This is a genomic window from Alteromonas sp. AO-Serp (genome assembly GCF_017849675.1).
Classification (GTDB): domain Bacteria; phylum Pseudomonadota; class Gammaproteobacteria; order Enterobacterales; family Alteromonadaceae; genus Alteromonas; species Alteromonas macleodii.
The window spans coordinates 1-19307 of sequence record NZ_JAFLMX010000152.1; the positions used below are offsets into that span (position 1 = coordinate 1).

General features: G+C 45.1%; 18 protein-coding genes. 8 read left to right on the top strand and 10 right to left on the bottom strand.

The annotated features are described in order from the left end of the window. The 7 genes from QVA83_RS11180 to djlA form a co-directional block, all read right to left on the bottom strand. Nucleotides 1-446: pyridoxine 5'-phosphate synthase (locus QVA83_RS11180; protein ID WP_287498466.1), on the bottom strand; the 446-nt coding region annotated here is incomplete at its 3' end. Nucleotides 447-611: 165 nt separating this feature from the next. Then, nucleotides 612-1325, bottom strand: coding sequence for a DNA repair protein RecO (gene recO / locus QVA83_RS11185; protein WP_156077918.1), 714 nt, complete (start codon nucleotides 1323-1325; stop codon nucleotides 612-614). A 55-nt stretch (nucleotides 1326-1380) separates the two neighbouring features. After that, nucleotides 1381-1662: a hypothetical protein gene (locus tag QVA83_RS11190; protein WP_014975700.1), complete on the bottom strand. Its 282-nt coding sequence runs from the start codon at nucleotides 1660-1662 to the stop codon at nucleotides 1381-1383. Between the two features lie 81 nt (nucleotides 1663-1743). Then, entirely contained in the window at nucleotides 1744-3465 is a 1722-nt protein-coding gene (recJ, locus tag QVA83_RS11195; protein ID WP_287498467.1) for a single-stranded-DNA-specific exonuclease RecJ, read from the bottom strand. 243 nt (nucleotides 3466-3708) lie between these two features. Then, complete coding sequence (gene dsbC, locus QVA83_RS11200; RefSeq protein WP_171338363.1) at nucleotides 3709-4431, bottom strand: bifunctional protein-disulfide isomerase/oxidoreductase DsbC; 723 nt, start codon at nucleotides 4429-4431, stop codon at nucleotides 3709-3711. A gap of 349 nt (nucleotides 4432-4780) precedes the next feature. Beyond that, the gene (gene xerD / locus QVA83_RS11205; RefSeq protein WP_014975697.1) at nucleotides 4781-5707 is read right to left on the bottom strand and encodes a site-specific tyrosine recombinase XerD; all 927 of its coding nucleotides are present in this window, start codon (nucleotides 5705-5707) and stop codon (nucleotides 4781-4783) included. Continuing rightward, nucleotides 5708-6568 (bottom strand): co-chaperone DjlA, encoded by an 861-nt coding sequence (djlA, locus tag QVA83_RS11210; RefSeq protein WP_156077916.1) that lies wholly within the window; start codon nucleotides 6566-6568, stop codon nucleotides 5708-5710. A 407-nt stretch (nucleotides 6569-6975) separates the two neighbouring features. Here djlA and lptD point away from each other — a divergent pair, with 407 nt between their 5' ends. The 8 genes from lptD to QVA83_RS11250 all read left to right on the top strand — a co-directional run bounded on the left by lptD (nucleotide 6976) and on the right by QVA83_RS11250 (nucleotide 16727). Next, a complete protein-coding gene (gene lptD, locus QVA83_RS11215; protein ID WP_014948311.1) occupies nucleotides 6976-9228 on the top strand; it encodes an LPS assembly protein LptD in 2253 nt (750 codons plus the stop codon). A 28-nt stretch (nucleotides 9229-9256) separates the two neighbouring features. Next, nucleotides 9257-10570 (top strand): peptidylprolyl isomerase SurA, encoded by a 1314-nt coding sequence (surA, locus tag QVA83_RS11220; RefSeq protein WP_258312597.1) that lies wholly within the window; start codon nucleotides 9257-9259, stop codon nucleotides 10568-10570. Between the two features lie 13 nt (nucleotides 10571-10583). Beyond that, the gene (gene pdxA / locus QVA83_RS11225; RefSeq protein ID WP_014948309.1) at nucleotides 10584-11570 is read left to right on the top strand and encodes a 4-hydroxythreonine-4-phosphate dehydrogenase PdxA; all 987 of its coding nucleotides are present in this window, start codon (nucleotides 10584-10586) and stop codon (nucleotides 11568-11570) included. Beyond that, the gene (rsmA, locus tag QVA83_RS11230) at nucleotides 11567-12394 is read left to right on the top strand and encodes a 16S rRNA (adenine(1518)-N(6)/adenine(1519)-N(6))-dimethyltransferase RsmA (protein ID WP_014948308.1); all 828 of its coding nucleotides are present in this window, start codon (nucleotides 11567-11569) and stop codon (nucleotides 12392-12394) included. The genes pdxA and rsmA overlap by 4 nt, the downstream gene beginning before the upstream one ends. 7 nt (nucleotides 12395-12401) lie before the next feature. Further along, the gene (gene apaG / locus QVA83_RS11235) at nucleotides 12402-12776 is read left to right on the top strand and encodes a Co2+/Mg2+ efflux facilitator ApaG/CorD (RefSeq protein ID WP_014948307.1); all 375 of its coding nucleotides are present in this window, start codon (nucleotides 12402-12404) and stop codon (nucleotides 12774-12776) included. Between the two features lie 7 nt (nucleotides 12777-12783). Beyond that, complete coding sequence (locus tag QVA83_RS11240; protein ID WP_014948306.1) at nucleotides 12784-13611, top strand: symmetrical bis(5'-nucleosyl)-tetraphosphatase; 828 nt, start codon at nucleotides 12784-12786, stop codon at nucleotides 13609-13611. A gap of 282 nt (nucleotides 13612-13893) precedes the next feature. Then, nucleotides 13894-15918 (top strand): HAMP domain-containing methyl-accepting chemotaxis protein, encoded by a 2025-nt coding sequence (locus QVA83_RS11245; RefSeq protein ID WP_014948305.1) that lies wholly within the window; start codon nucleotides 13894-13896, stop codon nucleotides 15916-15918. A gap of 227 nt (nucleotides 15919-16145) precedes the next feature. Beyond that, on the top strand, nucleotides 16146-16727 hold the full coding sequence (locus QVA83_RS11250) for an SOUL family heme-binding protein (protein ID WP_014975692.1): 582 nt from the start codon (nucleotides 16146-16148) through the stop codon (nucleotides 16725-16727). Between the two features lie 64 nt (nucleotides 16728-16791). On the opposite strand, the gene lysC is transcribed toward QVA83_RS11250, so the two are convergent. The 3 genes from lysC to QVA83_RS11265 form a co-directional block, all read right to left on the bottom strand. Further along, nucleotides 16792-18141, bottom strand: coding sequence for a lysine-sensitive aspartokinase 3 (lysC, locus tag QVA83_RS11255; protein WP_014978350.1), 1350 nt, complete (start codon nucleotides 18139-18141; stop codon nucleotides 16792-16794). Between the two features lie 60 nt (nucleotides 18142-18201). After that, the gene (locus QVA83_RS11260; protein ID WP_014948302.1) at nucleotides 18202-18651 is read right to left on the bottom strand and encodes a DUF192 domain-containing protein; all 450 of its coding nucleotides are present in this window, start codon (nucleotides 18649-18651) and stop codon (nucleotides 18202-18204) included. Between the two features lie 72 nt (nucleotides 18652-18723). After that, nucleotides 18724-19307 (bottom strand): aconitase family protein (locus QVA83_RS11265; RefSeq protein ID WP_287498468.1); only part of this gene is annotated, 584 nt, incomplete at its 5' end.

Consider the following 19307-nt stretch of genomic DNA (forward strand, 5'->3'; position numbering starts at 1 on the left):
GCGTTACATGCTGCGGCCGCGTCAATTTGCGCTTTGTCTGCATCAATAAATAACGACACCAAAATGTTTGCACTAGCGAGTCGCTCACACGCCGCCTTGATGTTGTCAAAATTCCCTGCCACATCAAGACCACCTTCGGTAGTCAGCTCTTCACGCTTTTCAGGTACTAAGCAACAAAAAACAGGCTTCACTTCTTCGGCAATTGCCAGCATTTCATCGGTTACCGCCATTTCCAAATTAAGTCGGGTATTAATGGTTTGCGCTAAAATGCGTACATCGCGGTCTTTAATGTGACGGCGGTCTTCACGCAAATGAACAGTAATGCCGTCTGCACCTGCACGCTCGGCAATATCCGCTGCGTGCACTGGATCTGGGTAATGCGTACCGCGCGCATTGCGCAGCGTTGCAATATGGTCGATGTTAACGCCTAATAAAATCGTGCTCATTTCACCACCTAACCTGTAAGAGCGATAGAAGAGGCCTGCTCTTCCTGTTTAATACGTTGCTTTAAGGGTAAAAATACCCTTTTAAGGAAAGTCGCAATTGTAGCAAATTTTTTTGTAGAACGTGCTTATTAAGCGTTTGAGTTAAGAGAAAATAATTTAATGCTATTACCGCGGCTTGGGCATAAAAAGCTCGCGGCTTTTAAGTGGCTTGTCACCAATTAGCAGTTTCAGCAAGTCCCGGCAAAGCACCTTAGCCACTTTTTTACTTAGCGGCGTAAATTCCCCCTGTGACAAGCTAAGCAGCGCTTGTCCGGGAAAGCCTCGCATACCGCGGGGACCAGCCATATCGTCAGGCAGTCGCACAAACCCTGCGTCTATATGAAAATGATAGCTACCGGTTTCTTCTATGGGCAATTCATATTCGACGTCGGTAGTGAAGTCGGGTAACAGCCCCATTTCGTCAAGTAGTGCAAATTCGAACTGACGTAAGGTCACTTCTATATCGCTATTATCACGAAGGGACAGCAGCGCATTTTCATACGCGTTGTGAACGCCATCGCTGGCAAGCCCTGCCGGCATAACGCGATTAGTTAGCTCGTTAACGTACATGGCGCAAAATAACGCCGTGCCCACAAGGTTGATGGAAGGCGAAACGCTTTCAACGTGACGTAAGTTTTTTAACTCTGACTTTCCGCTTAACTGTAAACGAAGATGCTGAAAAGGTTGAAGCAGGCTTTTCTTGTCAGATTTACTATTCTTCACCCCTTTCGCTACCGCACTAACACGCCCTTCTTCTAAGGTAAAAAAGTCAACAATATAGCTGGTCTCCCTGTAAGGGCGTCTATGCAGTACATAGGCATTTAACCATTCATTATTCATTGTTGCTCACTGTGTGTTAATTGTTGTCGAATTGGTGCCTTTGGCAAAGTTAATATCAGCTGCGCTTAATTCGTACCACTTTCATGGTTTCAAACTCAATGCCAGCCACCTCTTCAACGTGGCGATAGTAGGTTACGTTCACTCGCGCGCCTTTTAAACTTTGGTATTGCTGTTTACGCCGATAGATAAAAGGGACATCAATACCTTCTAACATAATGGTGTGGCGAATCCAGTCGCTGTCTTTCTCTTCTCGCTGAACGTGGGAAATCACTTTTGCATTGTCGGTTTGATTCAGCTGACTATGCTTATCCACCAGCTTTTGTCTTTCGCTTTTCACCTTTGTCCCTTCTTTCCACAACTTTACGCTTATTGCTCGTTAGGCTGACTGGCCATCCGTCTGCGTGTGAACTCGCTCCCGCTAACGCGCTTCTATTTGCTCTACAATAAGTTGCACGGTTTCCTGACCGCGAAATACGTTGATATCAAGTCGATAGGCAATATGCACACGTTTGACCATGGCATTCGGCCATGATTTTAAATCAACGTTAAACGCAATAGCATCGACCTCGTTAGCACCGTCACTTTTTAACACCATTTTTAAGTGCTTTTGGCCAACTAAGCGCTGGTCAAGTAGTGCAAATTCACCATCGAATAGCGGTGATTCAAAGCCCTGTCCAAACGGACCTGCTTGACGCAGTAAATGCGCAAAGGGTAAACACAGCTCTTTCGATGACAAGTCTCCGTCGGAAAGTAAAGCATGATTTCCATCAAGCTTTGCCATGTGCGCTCGCGCAATATCAACAAAAGCCTGCTCGAATTCTTGAAGCTTAGCTACGGGCAAGCTTAATCCAGCGGCCATGGCATGCCCGCCGAATTTTTCGATAACGCCAGGGTAGCGCGTATTAACTTCATCAAGTACATCGCGAATGTGTACGCCAGGAATTGAGCGTGCCGAACCTTTAATGATCTCGTCGTCTTGATGGGCAAAAGCGATAACAGGCTTAAGGTATTTCTCTTTCAAACGCCCTGCCACAATACCAATAACCCCTTGGTGAAAGTCTTCGCGATAAACCACCAGTGCGCTTGGCATATCGCCTTCATCCAGCGCCATTTGCTCTAGTACAGTTTCCGCTTGCGCTTTCATGCCAGTCTCAATTTCACGGCGTTCTTTATTAAGCGCATCGAGTTCCGCAGCGATCATTCGCGCTTGAATGGTTTCATCTTCTAATAAGCACGCGATGCCTTGGGACATATCGTCTAATCGACCCGCGGCATTAAGCCTTGGCCCAACCACAAAGCCTAAGTCAGTTGAGGTTAAGTGAGCGCAATCGCGATTCGCTACTTCGACCAATGCTTTAATGCCAGGTCGACACTTACCCGCCCGAATGCGCTGAAGGCCTTGATGAACTAAAATTCGGTTGTTTTTATCAAGCACTACTACATCGGCCACGGTGCCAACCGCAACAATATCAAGTAGCGACGCTAGGTTTGGTGGCGCTACTCCCGCTTTTTCAAAATACCCTTGCTGCTGTAACTCGGCTTTAAGTGCTAGCATGATGTAAAAGGCAACGCCAACCCCAGCCAAATTTTTAGAAGGGAATTCACAGCCAGGTTGGTTAGGATTTACTATCGCATCAGCGGGAGGCAGAACATCACCTGGCAAATGGTGATCGGTAACAACAACCTGCATTCCCAACGACTTTGCATGGGTCACACCGTCAATACAGGAAATGCCATTGTCCACTGTGACAATAACCTCTGCCCCCTGTTTGGCAGCTTCATCGACAATAGGCACGCTAAGTCCGTAACCAAAGTCGAAGCGGTTAGGTACAAGAAAATCAACGTTGTGATAGCCCATGGCTCGAAGCGCCAATATACATACCGATGTACTGGTTGCTCCGTCGGCATCAAAATCGCCCACAATAATAATACGTTTATTTTGTACAACAGCATCAGCGAGAATTTGCGCGGCCTGCGGCATGCCCTTCAAAACATTGAAGTGTGTTAGTCCTTTTAGACCATTCTCCAAGTCATCTAAATTCGCAATATTACGACCGCGATAAATTCTATCGATAACAGGATGTAAGTCGGAACTAAGCGAGGCGCCGGTAACCTCACGGCGAACAATAGGCAAAATCATGAAATACCACTAACCAATACTGTAAATGCAGTTGTCGATGCCAGTTCAAATAGGCTTTGAATAAAAAGACTGGAGTCGGGACACTTGATAATTAGTGCAGATTCCAAGTAAACGCCCGAGTGAACTGCAAAGCAAAACTGTACGAAAAAACGCTAGAAAATATGAGGACGAATCATACCGCAGAAAACAAAAAAACGCACAAAGCGTGCGTTTTTATCATATTTAAGGTTAAGGACTGAATGGCTATTCAGCTTCCTCCAATGCTTTAGCAAGCAACGCAGCTGGCTGATAACCAGGAATCAATGAACCGTCTGGCAGTACGATATTTGGCGTGCCATTCACGCCTAATTTTTGACCTAACATGTACTGCTCTGCCACTTTATTTTTACAGCTTGCGCTAGCTACGTCGTTACCCGCTTTAGCTTTAGTTAACGCTTTTTGCGGGTCTTTCGCACACCACACCGACACCATATCGTTGTAGTTTTCACTGTTTAACCCAGAACGTGGAAACGCGAGGTAGTGTACGGTGATGCCCGCATCGTTTAGTTCATCAATCTCTTTGTGAAATTTACGGCAGTAACCACACGTAATATCAGTAAATACGCTTATTTCATGCTTTTCGTTTTTGGCCTTAAACGTAATAGACGATGATTCCATCTCTTTTACGCCTTCTTTGCGCAGCCCAGAAAGTGCCAGCTCTGTTTCGTTACGCATCTCTTCATCAATGTTAAAAACACGAGCCTGAAGCAGATACTGCCCGTTTTCACTTACGTAAAATAAACCGCGGTTTGTTGATACCTGAACCAGCCCTGATACTGGAGAGTCAGCAATAGTTTCTACATCTAACCCTAGCATTGAGGTTAATTTATCACGGATAGCCGCTTCATCAGCCGCTTGCGCACTAAGCCCTAATAGAGAACCTGCCGCAACTACACTGGCTAACAATACTTTCTTTACTGCTTTCACTAAATACTCTCCATTTTGCCATTTAAGTTCTCTTGTACTTATTGGCTTAACATGCAACTGCTTGAATCGGTATCTTCCATTTAAAGCAATTGCTAAAAATTTTTACATTCATAACGTTCAGACCGTAAAACTTAGCAAAAAATTGCACGTTAAACGCTAATTTTCTTTTAACCTCAGTACATTTAACGTCAACATTTAAACTCAGCCCCGTTAAAGCACTAACGGAAAATGTATTTTCTAAACGTTTTGCATGGCTCGTATCCTACCATAGACCTTTTTATTTTATATACGTCGTCACTGAGCCTCGTCGTATACAGCCCCCAATTTATAGCATTCTTTATTTGAATATTTAGCCACGTGGGTGATGACTGTGGATTAAAGTTTGAAGTCGCTCTGTCGCTACATGGGTGTATATTTGAGTCGTTGACAAATCGCTGTGCCCCAACAGCATTTGTACAACACGTAAATCAGCACCGTGATTCAAAAGGTGTGTCGCAAAGGCATGACGCAACGTGTGGGGAGAAAGGTGCTGCTCAATTCCCGCTTTCACCGCATAGTATTTAATGCGATGCCAAAATGTTTGGCGCGTCATTTTCTGTCCGCGCTTGCTTAGAAAAACCACATCAGAGGCTTTACTGGCGAGTATTGGTCGTGCTGTTTTGATATAGGTCAGCAACCATTCTATTGCATCTTCACCAAGGGGCACTAAGCGCTCTTTATTCCCTTTACCCACAACCCTAACTACGCCTTGCTGAAGGCTTATTTGATCCATTGTTAACCCAATAAGTTCACTTACACGAAGGCCGGTTGCGTAAAGCACTTCAAGCATGCTCTTGTCCCGACATTCAATAGGGTCGTCGGTAAGGGGGGCATTTAGCAAATCTTCAACTTGTTGCTCACTGAGTGAAGAAGGCAAAGCTTTGGGTGTTTTCGGATTAGACAGCGCGGAAACTGGGCTATCAACGCGAACCTGCTTACTAATTAGGAATACGAAAAACGCCCGGATAGCGCTAAGCGCACGTTGGGTGCTGCGTGTGGACAGCCCCTTGTCGTGACGATAGGCTAAATAGTCCTGAAGCTGCTCAGTGGTCAGCACAGCGATATCTTTTACGCCTTGATTGTTGCTGAAGATAGCAAGCTTAGTAAGGTCGGTGCGATAGCTCTGCTGAGTATGATCGGACAGTCCTTTCTCAAGCCAAAGCATCTCGATAAAACCATCGATATGCGCCTGACTCGCTGCAGGCACATAAGTTAACTCACGTTGAGTTTTTGCCATCTAAAAGCCACGCTTTTGCTTAATCAGCTCGTAGGCTGATTGAATATCTTGCGCTTTCTTTTTCGCAATTTCCATTGCCTGTTCAGGTAGCCCTTTAGACACCAGCTTATCGGGGTGATGCTCAGACATGCGCTTCCTGTAGGCACGCTTTATTGTCTTTTCATCGTCGGATGCCGTCACACCTAATATGTGATAGGCATCATCTAAACTTTGCTGTTCTGAATAGGCTGATTGGCTGTGCTGACGTTGACCTGAATGAGTGCGTTGTCCTGAGCCAGAGTTAGACCGCTGCCTAAAGCGTATTTCAGCTTCATACATTGAAATTAGATAATCTAAATCACGACGCCTAAAGCCTAGTGGCTTCGCTACTTTTTCGAGTACGTTGTATTCTTCCTGTGAAAGCTGACCGTCGGCGAAAGCGGCTTGAATAAGGATCTCTAAGAATACTTGAAGAATATCCCGTCTACCGTGGCTGGCGTCGTAAAAACCTTTCAACGTATCGACTAAAGGAAAGTCTCGTGCTTTGCCTTCTCTAAATGCATCCTGAGCTTCACGACGGGCATCCCCAGTTAAACGCATCTCGTCCATTAATGCTGTGGCGATTTGAATTTCTCTGTCCGTTACTTTGCCGTCAGACTTAGCAAGATGGCCTAACGCACTAAACAAACTATGAAAGAAAATAGCTTGCTGCTTCAGATTGTCCTGATCGGTAAAAAAGCGCCCAAAGCCACCTAGCTGATTGAAGTCTTGGCGATAGGCTTTATCAAAAAAGTGCCCGACTAACAGCCCTAAGATCGCCCCAGGTATTTTAAGAAACATAAAGCCGAACAAGGCGCCGAGGATTTTTCCCCAAATTGACATCGCGTCATACTCCGTTGGTGCACTGTTTAGAAAGTTGATGTTACTGTAGTGAAATCACGCCGTGCAGAGCGCGTTATACCAATCATCATATCAAATACATAAGTTAATTAACTAGGGCTTGTGCAGCTTGAAATCAAGCTTACTGCCACTAATTGCCTCCGTCTTTGATGTGTTGTGCATATAAAAGTGCATTTTTTTGTCTGAATGGTTGGTAATTACGACAGAAGTGCTTAGAATTGAGCGCTTATATAAATAGTAATAGCGAGTGAAAGCTACATTAACTCTTTGCCAAGAAGTAATGTGCATTATCACTGTTTTTTTAAACGTTATGTCGAACTAACCGAGACGGACGTCGTCTTACTTGGGTTTAAAAGCAACATACAACAAAACAGGCCGCCCATTAACGCATGAAAAACACCTGCGCCATGCTTGTTTCCGCGACTCTTTTGCCTACAGTCGCGTTTGCACAGGAAACGACAGCTTCAAATTCTAAACCAACGTCAGATGCAGTCCCTCTTGCATTCTGCTCAGTCGAACCTGTTACTTTCAGTAGCCAGGCATTAATGCCCAAAGGCCACGTTAAGGTTGAAGCTAACCGTACTGAAATTATCCAAGATACCGTAGCGCTGTTTTCTGGTAATGTTGATATCACGTCAGATACTGCGGTAATTAGTGCATCTCAAGCACAAATTAACGGAAGTGGCAGAGACCTTATTGCGAAAGGCGACGTAACGTATCAAGACTCGCAGTTAAAAGTAGAAAGCGATGCTGTGACCCTTCGCTCTGAAGAAGAGCGCTTAGAAATGCAAAATACCCGCTATCAGCTGACGGGTTTTGTGGGTCAGGGAGCCGCAAAAGATATTGTATTAGATACAGACACGGGAATTGTGCTCAAAGAAGTTAGCTTCACTACGTGTCCTGAAGGCGATGAAGACTGGCTAATACGCGCCAGTGAAATTAGTTTGGAAAAAGGGACCGTATGGGGCCAAGCCAAACACACACGCTTCTACATTGCCGATGTTCCAGTGTTTTATTTACCGTATTTTGCGTTCCCTGTTAGCAACGAGCGCCAAACGGGCTTATTGTTTCCAGAGTTAACCAGTTCAAGCAGAACGGGCGTCGACTATACGCAGCCCTTTTACTGGAATATTGCCCCCAACTATGACATGACTATCTCACCGCGATTGATGACCCTTCGCGGTCTTCAGCTGAATACTGAGTTCCGCTATCTAACGGAGCGTAGCCAAGGCAAAGCATACGTGGAGTACTTGCCGAGCGACTCAGATATTAGTGGGAACCCTGACCGATATTTTTATCGCTTGGAGCATCAAGGGCTTATAGCTGACAACTGGCTACTAAACGTTGATTTCAACGGATTAAGTGACGACAACTATTTAGTTGATCTTGGTTCAGATTATTATAGTCGCGCTGACACCCACCTATATCGTAGCATTGGATTAAGTTACTACTCGCAAAATCTATCCGTAAATATGCAGATAAAAGATTTTGAAGTACTGGGTAATACTGCAGATAGCTATCGCGCCGTACCTGAGATCAAAATCAACTACAACAAAGCGTTAGGTGAATATCTAGAGTTCAACCTAGACTCAGAAGTCGCACACTTTGACAATACTCTCGATACCGCTCCAACGGCGACTCGTTTTCACGTTGCACCTACTTTAGCGGTGCCGCTTCGCGCAGCATGGGGTGAACTTGTCGCAGAAACCACGCTTTTTCAAACGGTTTATCAACAAGACAATGTTGAAGGAACTGACTTAAAAGAAGATGTTGAACGCACATTAGGACAAGCTCGCCTTTATGGCGCATTATATTTTGAAAGGGATAAATCGTGGTTCAGCGACGATATGTCGATGACTTTAGAGCCAAAGATTCAATATCTTTATACATCGTATGAAGACCAAACTGCGATTGGATTCTATGACTCAACGCCGCTGTTAACCGACGTTGAAGGATTGTTTAGAGGTCAGGAATTTACTGGCCTTGATAGGATAAGCGATAACAACCAAATCACCCTTGGCGCGACCACACGCATGTTGGATAAAAACAATCGGGAACAATTTGTTCTTAGTGTGGGTCAGATATTCTACCTTGAAGATAACAAAGTCATTGCGGCAACCAAGAATCAAGATCGTTCAGCGCTCGCCGCTGAAGTGGATTGGCGCTTTAATAAAAACTGGTTCTTCCATTCTGATGTGCAAGTGACCACTGACACAGACAAAGTTGACTTAAGCAGCGTGGGTATTGAATACCGCAAAGATGATTCGCGCTTTATTCAATTAAGTCATCGCTATGTTCGCGATCTCAGTGGTGAAACCATAGATCAAATTGGTATTTCGGCAAGCTGGCCTATTTCTGAAAATTGGCAGTGGGTTGGCCGTACTTACCGAGATCTTGAACGCAATAGAAGTGTAGAAACCTATGCAGGTATCCAGTATGAATCATGCTGTTGGGCGGTGCGATTAGTTGCGCAGCGCAGTCTGAACAACCGTTACAATGCTAGCGGCGAACAGACAACAGACGATTTTGATTCTGGAATATCGCTACAATTTATTTTCAAAGGCATCGGGTCATCTGGTACCCAAAGAAGCATGCTTCAAGACGGTATGTTTGGCTATCGTCAGCCTTATAGTTTAAATTAACCCGCAGTTGAGCGCTTACAGCGCTTAAATGCAATCAACCAATAATAAAAGAGTGTGTATGAAGTTCATTATCCGTGCATTGATGTTAGGTGCCCTACTCTCGTTTAACAGTGTTGCGCAAGAGGTCATGCTTGACCGCGTGGCCGTAATTGTTGACCAAGGTGTTGTGCTTGAAAGCGAAATTGATGCCCTTGTACAAGACGTTAAACGCAACGCAGAAGCTAATAATCAACAGCTACCGTCAGATCGTGCGCTTCGTACACAGGCAATTGAGCGTTTAATCACTAAGAGCCTTCAGCTTCAAATGGCAGAGCGTATGGGTATTCGCATTAGCGATCCACAGCTAGAGCAAACCATTAGCAACATTGCAGCGAATCAAAATGCAACGATTGAAGAACTTCGTGCCCAATTAGCGGCAGAAGGTATTGCATACGATGATTACCGCGAAGACATTCGCGAAGAAGTTATCATGGGTGAAGTTCGCCGTGCTAACGTACGTCGCCGTGTTTATATTACACCTCAAGAAATTGAAACCTTGATTGACCTGATGGAACAGCAAGGCGCTACTCAAGCTGAATATCGCTTAGGTCACATTCTTATTGGTTTCCCGCCAGAGCCTACAGATGAAGATATTCAATCAGCACGTGAGCGTGCAGACAAAGTCATTTCACTATTAGAGTCAGGCTCTGATTTTGCTAAAATCGCCATTGCGTCATCATCAGGTAACGAAGCGCTCGAAGGCGGTGACATGGGCTGGCTTAACATTAACGCCATGCCGACGCTTTTTGCTGAAGCTATTCAAAACAAAGACAAAGATGCTCTTGTTGGACCTATTCGAAGCGGTGCAGGCTTTCATATCCTAAAAGTATTAGATACGCGCGGTATCGAGAAAGTCACGGTGGAAGAAGTAAACTCTCGCCACATTCTTGTTAAACCGTCAATCATTCTTAGCGAAGACAAAGCTAAAGCCATGCTAAACCGCTTCAAGGAAGAGGTGAAAAATGGTGAAGCTGATTTTGCAGAGCTAGCTAAAGAGCATTCAGAAGATCCTGGTTCAGCCCTTCGCGGTGGCGAGCTTGGCTGGTCGGATCCAAATAATTACGTGCCTGAGTTTAAAGACGCACTTGCACAGCTTGAGCCTGGAGAATTTAGTGAACCTGTTCGTACCGTGCACGGCTGGCATTTAATTCAGCTTATTGAACGTCGTATTGATGACGCTACCGATAAGCGCAAAGAAGATAAAGCTTACCAGCTTATCTTCAACCGTAAATTTTCAGAGGAAACCGAGAACTGGTTACGTGAGATGCGTGATGCCGCTTACGTAGAAGTTGTCGACTCGTAACAATAAGTTATTCATGAGTACACCAATTAAAATAGCAATAACGCCGGGAGAACCGGCGGGTATCGGGCCAGATTTGATCATAAAACTGGCCCAGGAAACATGGCAAGCTCAGCTTGTCGTGTTTGCCGATGGCGAAATGCTCAAAGCACGAGCAAGCGCCTTGGGGCTGCCATTAACGCTAATCGATTACGATGCCACTAACCCGCAAATTCAAGATGCGGGTTCGTTGTTTATAAAGCAAATAGATAAATCCGTTGACGTTACGCCAGGCGAGCTTGATAGCGAAAACGGTTTATACGTAGTAGAAACTCTGCGCCAGGCGTGTCAGGCAAATATGGATGGCGACTTCGACGCCGTCGTTACCGGCCCCGTACACAAAGGCATTATCAACAAAGCAGGGGTATCATTCAGCGGTCATACTGAGTTTTTTGCGTATCAGTCCAATACCATTGATGTGGTTATGCTTCTGGCAACTGAAGGTCTTAATGTAGCGCTTGCCACCACGCATATTCCCCTTGAGTATGTAGCGAAAGCTATCACCCGAGAGCGTCTTCATAAGGTCATTCATATCATCAACACCGACCTTAAATTGAAGTTTGGCGTTAAAGAACCTCACATTTATGTGTGTGGCTTGAACCCTCACGCGGGTGAAGATGGTCACATTGGCACTGAAGAAATTCATACCATCATTCCGGCGCTTAACGAACTAAGAGAAGAAGGCTTAAAGATCACAGGCCCTCTACCTGCAGACACCATATTTCAACCCAAATATCTGGAAAATGCTGACGTAGTGCTGGCTATGTATCACGATCAAGGCTTACCCGTGCTAAAATATAAGGGTTTTGGGGCTTCAGTGAATATCACGCTAGGGTTACCTTTCGTTCGTACATCGGTAGATCACGGTACTGCATTAGACTTAGCAGGAACAGGTGAAGCCGACGCCGGTAGTTTCAGAAAAGCATTGGAAAAAGCCATCGAGCTTGCACATCATCAACAATGAGTAAAACACACTTAGGCCATACGGCCAGAAAGCGATTCGGACAAAACTTCCTTCACGATGATTACGTGATAGGCAAGATTGTTGCGGCCATCGCGCCAAAAAATGAACAAAACCTGGTAGAAATTGGACCCGGTTTAGGCGCATTAACAGATCCTGTTTGTGAAGAAGTAGATGCACTCACAGTCATTGAGCTAGACAGAGATCTTGCTAAGCGATTGAGACACCATCCATTTAACGGCAATAAGCTAACGGTTATTGAACAAGATGCAATGACCATGGACTTTGGCGCCCTTTCTAAAGAAATGCCAGTCAAAGACAAAAAGCTTCGCGTATTTGGTAACTTGCCCTACAACATTTCGACACCACTAATGTTTCACCTTTTTGATCATGCTCACTGCATAGAAGATATGCATTTTATGCTTCAAAAAGAAGTGGTAAACCGCTTGGCAGCAGGACCAGGTTCTAAGAATTACGGCAGGCTTTCCGTTATGGCGCAGTATTACTGCCACGTCATTCCGGTACTCAATGTTCCGCCGGGGGCCTTTAAGCCACCCCCGAAGGTTGATTCTGCAGTAGTGAAGCTAGTGCCGCATCAGGCTCCGCCAGTAGACGTTGAGTCTGTAAATACGCTTGAGCGCGTCTGTGCGCAAGCGTTCAACCAGCGCCGAAAAACCATTCGCAACTCGCTGAAAGACAGTTTAAGTGAAGAGGAGATCCGCGAGCTAGGTATCGATCCTACCTCTCGCGCAGAAGTATTATCACTTAACGATTTTGCCACAATAGCAAACGCTGTGTCGGCAAAAGAGCACCAACAAGAGCAGTAAGTTCTCTATGGATGTACTTGATATTAAGGTGCGGGTGAAAACCCGTCACCTTCCCGACCACCTTCCGTCAGATTCAAAGCAATTTGCCTTCGCGTACCACATTACGATTGAGAACAATAGCGACCATACGGTGCAATTACTCAGTCGCTACTGGAAAATTACCGATGCAAATGGCAAGACATCAGAAGTTGAAGGTGATGGGGTTGTAGGCAAGCAACCTATCATGAAAGCGGGCGAGCATTTTGACTATACCAGTGGCGCTGTCATTGACACACCGGTTGGGAATATGGAAGGCTACTATGTAATGGAATTAGAGAGCGGCGAGCGTTTTCGCGTTCCTATCGACGTTTTCCGATTAGCCATTCCAAGTATTCTTCATTAAGGTTTCTATGTCGCAAGGTAACACGTACGTCATTGGTGATATACAAGGCTGTTACGATGGTCTTCGTCGCGCGTTAGATAAAGTAAAATTCGACGAAGAAAACGATACGCTACTCGCAGTAGGTGATTTAGTTGCTCGAGGAGAAGATTCTTTGAGCACATTGCGCTTTTTAAAGTCTCTAGGCAGCCAGTTTAGCAGTGTTTTAGGAAACCACGACCTTCACTTACTTACCGTTGTAAACGGCATCCGCAAAGCAAAAAAATCCGACAAATTAGAGCCTCTACTTAATGCTTCAGACTTGGCCGAACTTATTGACTGGTTGCGTCAGTTCCCGTTGGCAATGAAGTTAGATGAGCAATCAGTAATGGTGCATGCTGGACTCTATCCTAAATGGTCTATCGATGAGTGCGTTTCACTTAGTGACGAAGTTAGTAACATCCTAAAATCCGACAATTACGCTGCTTTTCTTTCAGAAATGTATGGTAATAAACCCAACAACTGGTCAGATAAACTTAAGGGTGATGAGCGACTGCGTTTTATTGTGAATGCGTGTACGCGCATGCGTTTTGTTCATACAGATGGCACACTCGATTTTGATAACAAATCTCATCCCAGCGCAGTATCCCACAGCACTAGTAGCACGTTAAAACCATGGTTTGAAGTAGAGAATAAAAAGCTCGCTGACGATCAACGAGTGATATTTGGGCATTGGGCAGCTCTGTCGGGCCAAACGAACAGTCATCAATTTATCGGCTTAGATACAGGCTATGTTTGGGGGCAAAGCATGACTTTGCTAAACCTGAACTCCGCTTCGCTCGTGAGTGTTTCTGCCTAAAACCAGAGTATACTGGCTCCGCAATTATCCAATTCGCACATATTTACGTGTATAATTTTACGCATCAACTGGTATTACCAGTTAAACTTTCTACACTTAAGTGCTAAATAAAATAAACATTAAGTTATTGTAGCCGATACACTTACTTACGATAGTAACGATAATGTCTCATTATCTACTCAGTAATTAAGCAAACTAGCTTCTTTAATCGCTATATTTTGTTTGCTGAGACGGGTAATATCGTTAGGGATAAAAATAAAAAACACTCATCCAGGAGTTCCGATGAAAATAACGGTAGCCACACGCGTAATCGGGGGATTTGTAGCGATTAGCGCACTTCTGATCGTCATTAGTGTTGTTTCACTTTATAACCTCAACTCAATAGGCTCAGCAACGGAAGAAGTAAATGACGTTGCATTACCCACAGTAGCAGGCAGCAATGCACTTAAAGCCAGCTTTCTCAATATGGGCCGACTTACCTTCGAGAGCTACATCGAAGAAGATCTAAATGGCTTAAAAGACAAACGAGCGTCTTTTAACTCTGCCAAAGACACCTTTGAGAGTGAATATAAGAAACTGGCGCAGGCCGTTAATAACGAGCCTGAACTAAAGAGCACGCTAAATACTGTACGTGAGTCATATGAAGCATATATCACCAATGTTGAAGCGATGTACAAAAATCACCAAATGTACCTTGATATACGCAACACAATTCAAGACAGACTGGGTGACGCTGAAGACAACGCAGACGATGCATCTACCTACCTTCTAGACTTCTCAGACTTAGATGCTGTTCAGCGCGACCCTAACCTACGACGTGCGGCAGAAATCGGCAGCCAACTTGAGACGTCGCTGCTTTCTTTGCTAACGGTTTCATACGAGTACATTAAAACAGAGACACTGGTTCGTTCACAGACGCTAGGCAACGAAGTTGATTTGGTTGTCGAGAAAGTGGTCACGCAATTAAGCGACATGATGCAAACTGCGGGCGGCCGCGATGATTCTGGTACTCTTGATGATATTAACGACTTGGTTAACAACGCAATCAATGCGATTAAAGCTAACGATGGCGTGGTTCAGCTTCATGTTGATCGTCTAGAGCGCAGAAATGATGCTGAAAAAGCGCTTAACGCTTCAGACTCAAATATCGCGCAAGCGGTTGTCGCTCTAGAAAACCTGCTCAATCTTGCAGACAAGAAAGCGTCACATGTAGAAAGTCAGGTTAACGGCGCCATTGCGACGGGCAACACGTTCGTTATTGTGGTTGTTATTATCTCGATTGCAGTAGCAGCATTTATTGGCTACGTGACCGTACGCGCAATCACACGTCCGCTTTATCGTGTAAATGAACTTCTGACGGTGGCTTCATCGGGTGACCTTACTCACCGTCTAGACGATTCGGCGCAAGACGAATTTGGTCTTTTAGCCCGAAACTGCAATACGCTAATTGGAAACCTGAAGGAGCTCATTACAGCCATTAACGTTCGTGCTGAACAGCTGGCAGCCGCCTCAGAACAAACGTCTGCAGTGACGGCGCAAACGACGCATTCAATTCAGGATCAGAAATCACAAATTGGCCAAGTAGCAACAGCAACCACAGAAATGCACTCTACGTCTCAACTGGTTGTGCAAAACGCTGAAGATACACTAAGTCAAATTCGCCATGCGGATGCTGAGGCTGAGAACGTGCGCCAAATCTCACTAGAGAATAAGAACACCATTGAGATCTTATCTCGTGACGTTCAAGAAGCGGCAGACGTTATCAATAAGCTTCATCAAGACAGCGCAAGCATTGGTGGCATCTTAGACGTTATCCGTGGTGTTGCAGATCAAACCAACCTGCTCGCCTTGAATGCTGCTATTGAGGCAGCGCGTGCTGGTGAACAAGGTCGAGGCTTTGCGGTTGTTGCTGATGAAGTAAGAACCCTCGCCAGCCGAACTCAAGAATCGACACAAGAAATCAACGCAATGATTGAAGTGCTTCAAGCGGGTGCTGAAAAAGCGGTATCGGTGATGAACCAAGGTAAAGAGCAAACTGCGGCGTGTGTGGCACAAACTGAAAAGGCTACACAGGCGTTGGATATCATCTCAGACGCCGTTCACAAAGCCCATGACGTGAGCTCTCAAATTGAGCAGTCTGCCCGTGAACAGAATACGGTATCACAAGAGATCAGCGAAAAGCTTGAAACTATTGTGGGTATCGCTGAAGAGACGACAGCTGGAGCACAGCAAACGTCTGAGTCTAGCCATGAAGTGGCTCGACTTGCTGAAGAGTTACAACAGTCTATCAGACAGTTTAAAGTGTAACGCTTTTTACAAACCTGTTTTAAGAAGGGGCTTTTAGCCCCTTTTTTGTGTCCGACAATTAATCTGGCACACTTTAGGAATGCATAGATAGTTACTTTAGAACCGTTTAACTGAGCATTAATCGGCTTTAATTCGTATAAGGACTATTCGTAACAAACCACTAAAAAAGAATGATATTTTCCCGTTTTCGCTTGCCTCTTTTCATTACTACTTTATTGGTGTCAACAATGATCCAGGCTGAGCCATCATATTACAAAGATACAGAAACCCTTCCCTATTCCATTATCGAGACCCTTGATGAAGATATTGAAGTGAGGCATTACAATGAAGCGTTAGGCGTAATGTCTAGTGGGAATGAAGATAACGGAGCATTTCAGCTACTCTTTAATTATATCTCTGGTGAGAATACATCCAGTAGCAATGTGTCAATGACGTCCCCCGTAGAAGTTGGAAAGCGCTCTCAAGAAATTGCAATGACCTCTCCTGTCGAAGTCTCATCTTCAGAAACAATGATGTTTTTCTTGCCCAGCAAATATGACATTAAAAGCGCTCCTGTGCCTACGCACAAAGATGTATCGCTGGTTACTGTACCAGCGAGAACGGTAGCCGCTATTCGTTATTCAGGTTTCAACAAGGACAGCGATAAGAAGCAGTATACGAATAAACTGCTTAAAGCCCTTAGGGACAATAATATTGAGCTTGATGGTGAACCTAGCTATATGGGCTACGACTCGCCTTTCACCCTACCGTGGAATAAACGTCACGAAATCATTGTACCGGTCGACATTTTGAAATCATCTACAAACTGATGTGAAATAAAAACGGCCGCCTTTAAGGCGACCGTTTTTTGGGGTCATTCAGCACATTAGGTGCTTATTCAAATAACGCCGTGTGAAGCTTGCGAACCACGTCGTCACTGTCGGTCTCGTTAACCAAGAACGATAGGTTGTGCGGGTTGGCGCCAAAGCAAATCATACGCAGGTTGAAATCTGAAACCGCAGCTAAAATCTTGCTAGAAACACCAACAGCGGTTTGCATGTTGTTACCTACAACCGTGACAAGGTCGTAACCTTTTTCTACTTTCACATCACAGATAGTTTCAAGTTCAGCAATGGTTTCTTTGTTTAGTCGCTGAGCCACAGAGTTTGCAGGGTTATCAAGGGTAAAAGATACCGAGATTTCTGACGTGGTAACCAAATCAACACTTAGCTTGTGCTTAGCGATGATGGCAAATACCTGCTGTAGGAAGCCTTGCGCATACATCATCTTAGGTGTTTTCACTGTCACCATTACCTGCTCTTTACGGCGAGTAATAGCGCGATACGGTGGTTCGTGCTCACAATCACGCACAATCCAAGTACCGCCCTTTTCTGGCTCCTTACTAGAGCCTACAAACACCTTTATGTCCTTGCGAAGCGCAGGCTCCATAGTGGCAGGATGTAGTACCTTGGCACCAAAGGTGGCCATTTCCGCCGCTTCTTCAAAGCTGAGTTCAGGTAACGGATGAGCAGCTGGCGTGATGCGCGGGTCAGTTGTGTACACCCCTGTTACATCAGTCCAAATCTCACACGATTCGGCATCAAGCGCTTCAGCAAGTAGCGCCGCCGTAAAATCTGAACCACCACGACCTAGCGTTGTAGTACGGCCTTCCTCGTCAGCACCAACAAAGCCTTGAGTAACCACTATCGCGTCTTTAATTTCAGGTGCCAGCAATTGTTTAGACAGCTTTTCGATTTCTTCGATTTGCGGCGCACCTTCTCCAAACTCACTGTCCGTACGTAACACCTTACGTACGTCAAAGTTCATGGTTTTTACGCCCTGCTCTGCAAGCACTGAAGAGAACATCAGCGATGACATCCGCTCACCCATTGAAAGCAGCTGATCTTTTAAATCATCACGGTGAAGGATTTCTTCATGAAACGCTAAGCTTCGCATTTCATCTAACAAGTCGTTGAGTTTTGGCTCAACCGTGTCTTTATCTTTCAACTTGTTAAGAATGGCAAGCTCAATATTGATAATGGCCTGACAGGTCTCTTCAATTTGCTGTTGCGTCATAGGTGTGTGCGCTAAGCTTACCAGGTGATTGGTTACACCTGCCGCAGCGCTCACTACCACAATGCGCGTTTTGTCATTACCGGCAACAATTCGGGCGCAGTTTTGCATTACTTCGTAATTCGCAACGCTAGTTCCACCGAACTTAGCTATCGATAAGGCATTTGTCACTATATTTAACTCCAGAATAAAACTAGCATTTCGCTAGCAGCAACCGCGCCTTTTGCGCGGTTAATCAATCGTTATTTGGTCGCCTACTTTAATATTATTCTCGGCAAACCACCCTTGGTTCATTTCCAACGCGTAAAGTACCTCTTTCGATGATCCGACCGACTCCAAACTATGCGGAGTGAGAGGTTTTATATCCGTTATTACGCCTTTTCTGTCGATAAATGCTACGTCTAGAGGAACAAAGGTATTTTTCATCCACATGCCCGCAAACTTTGGGCTAGAAAACTTAAAAAACATACCGCAGTCTTCACACAAGGCTTTGCGAAACATAAGACCCTGTGCGCGTTGTTCAAAGGTTTTGGCATACTCAACTTCATAGTGCTTGCCGCCAATCTCAAGTGTAATGGATTCAAAGTCCACTGAATTCAGCGACGATACAGGGTCAACCTGCGCTTTTGCACACCCTAAGGTTAATACAAGTGCAGCAACAATAAAGAAAGATTTTCCCATTAGACATTCCTTTTCGCCATAAAAAAAGCCGGTCACCTTAACGGTCACCGGCTTTGTAGTTTATACACTATTTTAAGCAACATTCAATGTTGGAATAATGCGCGCTTTTGCTTCTTCCTCAGCCTTTTTAAAGCTAGGCATTTTGTCGAAGTTTAAGTAGCGGAATACTTCACCCGACATTGCGTTAATTTTGCTAGCGTATTCCATGTACTCTTCAGCAGTTGGAATGCGCCCAACAATGGCACCCACTGCAGCAAGCTCTGCTGAGGTCAAATATACATTCGCCCCATCGCCCAGGCGGTTAGGGAAGTTACGAGTAGACGTTGAAAGTACGGTTGCTCCCGCGTCCACCCTTGCTTGGTTACCCATACATAGTGAACAGCCGGGCATTTCTGTACGTACGCCTACGCGACCATAAATGTTGTAATAGCCCTCTTCCATTAACTGGGCTTTGTCCATCTTAGTCGGTGGCGACATCCATAAACGGGTTGGCAGTGTTTTGTTGTACTGCTCAAGTAGCTTACCCGCTGCGCGGAAGTGACCAATGTTTGTCATACATGAACCAATAAATACCTCGTCTACCTTATCGCCTGCAACATCAGATAAGGTTTTCGCATCGTCAGGATCATTAGGGCAGCACACAATTGGCTCTTTAA

Coding starts and splice junctions, on each gene's coding strand:
- QVA83_RS11240 (WP_014948306.1), top strand. CDS start 12,784: ATGTCGCAAGGTAACACGTACGTCATTGGTGATATACAAGGCTGTTAC.
- lptD (WP_014948311.1), top strand. CDS start 6,976: ATGAAAAACACCTGCGCCATGCTTGTTTCCGCGACTCTTTTGCCTACA.
- QVA83_RS11260 (WP_014948302.1), bottom strand. CDS start 18,651: ATGGGAAAATCTTTCTTTATTGTTGCTGCACTTGTATTAACCTTAGGG.
- djlA (WP_156077916.1), bottom strand. CDS start 6,568: ATGTCAATTTGGGGAAAAATCCTCGGCGCCTTGTTCGGCTTTATGTTT.
- rsmA (WP_014948308.1), top strand. CDS start 11,567: ATGAGTAAAACACACTTAGGCCATACGGCCAGAAAGCGATTCGGACAA.
- xerD (WP_014975697.1), bottom strand. CDS start 5,707: ATGGCAAAAACTCAACGTGAGTTAACTTATGTGCCTGCAGCGAGTCAG.
- QVA83_RS11245 (WP_014948305.1), top strand. CDS start 13,894: ATGAAAATAACGGTAGCCACACGCGTAATCGGGGGATTTGTAGCGATT.
- recJ (WP_287498467.1), bottom strand. CDS start 3,465: ATGATTTTGCCTATTGTTCGCCGTGAGGTTACCGGCGCCTCGCTTAGT.
- recO (WP_156077918.1), bottom strand. CDS start 1,325: ATGAATAATGAATGGTTAAATGCCTATGTACTGCATAGACGCCCTTAC.
- pdxA (WP_014948309.1), top strand. CDS start 10,584: ATGAGTACACCAATTAAAATAGCAATAACGCCGGGAGAACCGGCGGGT.
- QVA83_RS11250 (WP_014975692.1), top strand. CDS start 16,146: ATGATCCAGGCTGAGCCATCATATTACAAAGATACAGAAACCCTTCCC.
- apaG (WP_014948307.1), top strand. CDS start 12,402: ATGGATGTACTTGATATTAAGGTGCGGGTGAAAACCCGTCACCTTCCC.
- surA (WP_258312597.1), top strand. CDS start 9,257: ATGCAATCAACCAATAATAAAAGAGTGTGTATGAAGTTCATTATCCGT.